General features: G+C 37.2%; 4 protein-coding genes. All 4 read right to left on the reverse strand.

Going from position 1 to position 2,921, the window contains the following annotated elements; all coding sequences use genetic code 11:
- Positions 1-107: 107 nt before the first annotated feature.
- On the reverse strand, positions 108-407 hold the full coding sequence (locus tag E1171_RS03545) for a hypothetical protein (protein WP_155204131.1): 300 nt from the start codon (positions 405-407) through the stop codon (positions 108-110).
- Between the two features lie 8 nt (positions 408-415).
- The gene (locus E1171_RS03550) at positions 416-871 is read right to left on the reverse strand and encodes a hypothetical protein (RefSeq protein WP_155204134.1); all 456 of its coding nucleotides are present in this window, start codon (positions 869-871) and stop codon (positions 416-418) included.
- A gap of 381 nt (positions 872-1,252) precedes the next feature.
- Entirely contained in the window at positions 1,253-1,777 is a 525-nt protein-coding gene (locus E1171_RS03555; protein ID WP_155204137.1) for a UpxY family transcription antiterminator, read from the reverse strand.
- A gap of 291 nt (positions 1,778-2,068) precedes the next feature.
- On the reverse strand, positions 2,069-2,921 hold an 853-nt coding region (locus E1171_RS03560), incomplete at its 5' end, for an eCIS core domain-containing protein (RefSeq protein ID WP_155204139.1).

The following is a 2,921-nucleotide window of genomic DNA, read 5'->3' on the forward strand; positions in this document are numbered from 1 at the left end:
TTGCTACTTTGATAAAGGCCTATTATTTAGTTATCCCATTTGAACTATTTCATTCATCCTTTGAAGAGCAGTTTTATTGACAAACCTGCCAAATTCTGGCATAACCTTTACCAGATATATTGATTGCCAATGCTTTCCTTAGGCAATATTCTGTTTTTAAATATCTCCTCAGAAAAATGGGGTGAAGGCATGGAGGAAAGCGCATTTTCCGCTTCCAGTACCCTTTTTATAAGATTCGATCTTTGATTCTTTTTTTCTCCTAAAGTATTAAATTCATCTTCTCGAAACTGCAACAGATCGATCAAATAGGCTTCAAGTGGTAAAAAAGAACTACTTTGCCCACTTTCTTCCAAATCGGTAGGCCAAAACAAAGTTTCGTAATCGGGAAAATCATTGGTAAAATCCATAGTTTAGCTTATTTTTTTGGGTTAGAAAGTTTCACAGCATTTACATGAGGTTCTGCATTTTGTATGATATCCATATGTCGGATTAAAATTTGGCTGCGAATTGCCACTGCTTTTTTATAAGCCTCTTCAATTAAAGCATGTTTTTTTCCAAAGGCATCCAAGTACCTGGAAACAAACTGCTGTTTGGGGATGGCTGCTATTTGTATGGCCGAATGAATGTTCTCGCTAAGAAGCGCTTTAATAATTTTTGGTGAACCATCAGGGATAATTCTTAGTAAACGCTGGTAGGCCTTCAGTTCTTTCAGCAATCTGTCCCTGTTCTGATCTAGTCCTTTCCAGTTCAGTTCATCCACTTTTCCCGCACTTAATAGGTTAACGGTACTTAAATCCAATTTTTTGTTTTGCCTGAGGAACTTATTCAGGTTATCAAAACGGTTGTCTTTGGTTGTTTTTTTCTTTGTCATGATAAATTTACTTGTGATTAAGGACAGCCCATTTGGACTGCGGGATTTATGATTGATTTCTAATAACTTTCAACATTGGTTTTAATGAGCTAGCTGAGGGTATTTGGGTAAATTGGCCCAGAAAATTAGGAGTAGAGAAAAAGGAAAAATATTAAAACCTCACAACTATTTTCAGGAAATCCTTCGTCACGCCAGTGAATAAACTAGTGGCTCTTAATCCTTTTCAGGTCTTATCTGTGAAAGAGACTTATTCAATTGATTGAAAAACTATCCTTATCTTAGTTCTACACAACCTCCATCCAAAACAAACTTCATTATAATTTCCTCAACTAACGGTAACCCTATATTTAATTAAAATAATAAGGCTAAAAAGAAATTTAGTTAGGTGGTAGAGGTAGCAAGCACTTTGACCCTTGTTGCCTCCGTATCGACGATAAGAGACTTTCCTAAAAGTTTTAGAAAAACGACCAATTTATGTTCATTTCTTACTTTTATCACCATACCCTGAATACCCTTGAAGGGCCCATCTAAGATTTCCACTAGAGTTCCCAAAGGACATAGTTCAAAAATCTCCAGATTAGTTGCTTTGCTTAATGCTATTTTCATCTGTTCTATTTCCTTGTCTCTAATTGAAGCTGGCTTTCCTTCAAAAGAAACTACCCCAAAAACACTCTTTAAAGCCAGTGCTTTATACAATTGGTTTTCTGGTAGGTGAACAAAAACGTAACAGCTAAAGAGAGGTTCCTCCACTTGTTTAATACGATCACTCCATTGACGAGTCACTCTTTGTGTCGGCAAATATGAGATTATTCCTAACTCCTTGAGTCGTTGATGAACTTTTTTTTCGTGTCGGTGCTGCACCATCAGGGCAAACCACTTGGGGGAATAGGGCATTGGTTTTTCCATTCAAGACGATCAGTTTTTTTATATTTTAAAGTTGATAGGGCTTCGCCAACTAAGTCCCATAGTTGACTGGGTCCTTTAAAATTTCTCAAAAGCAGTGTGCTTTCTTGAAATGGTATAGTACAAATGTAGAGAAGAATAGACCTTAGTTAAGGATACAGCAAAGTGACAAAATGTGGACATGCCGTGGACATGTATTATTTTCCTGGGTTTATTAGTTAAGCCCCCCAAATCCATAAATCCCCTCACTACACTTTTTCTATTTTTGAGAGTGCCTACTTAAAGGCTTACTTTCTAAATCTCAATTATTAAAAAGTGCAACAATGCTTCCACTTCTTTTTTAAGTTTGGTTGGTATTAAATTCCCATTTTTTGAAGCTTTCCCTTTAAATTTCGGAAGGGGAGGACCAGGTTCTAAAACTTCACCGGACATGACAAACCAATAGTTTCCCTGGTAGGCACTAGAAGTAATCGTAAGGTGTGCACTTTCCACATTTCCCAGTCCACTCTCATCAGGACTTAATGTAATATGACCATTTAAAATTTGTCCCTTCCCATCCCAATCAAATTTCATTCCCTCTAGAAATTCTTGTCCACCGCTGGAAGCTGTTTTTCTAGGAGCGGGATCAAATAGAATAGCACCTTGTAAGTTTCCATATTCGTCGGGATTCATATTTTTAAAGAATTTCACCGCATCAGTCAAATTGCGCTTCACCCTTTGAGCTACCAAAACTGAATTTGAAATATTCACTTTTCTCAGCGCCTGTACCTTGAAATTTTGCTCAACATTTCCTATTTGGTTTAGAATTTCTGCCATCAATTCGGCTTCTATTTCTAACTCTTGCTCATCATTGATCCATTCCTTACAAAGGGATAATCTTGGGCTAACTCTTCCTTGCTTTTGCTGCACAATGTGCCAGGCTTCATGGGCTAAATGCTTTTCCTGCTTAGGCCCCAAATAAATATCGCTTCCTTGTGCATAAGCAAAGGCTTGTAGATGGGCGGGCTTAGTAGAATTGTAATATACCTTCACATCTCCCATGGCTATACCTGAAATTTTCTCTAAAACATTTTTTAAAGAGGAAGGCAGATCTGAAGTTTTGGGTAAAAGCCCCCTATTTTTTAAAGGGGATTTACATAGATTCATG

The organism is Xanthovirga aplysinae (genome assembly GCF_009711365.1).
GTDB lineage: Bacteria > Bacteroidota > Bacteroidia > Cytophagales > Cyclobacteriaceae > Xanthovirga > Xanthovirga aplysinae.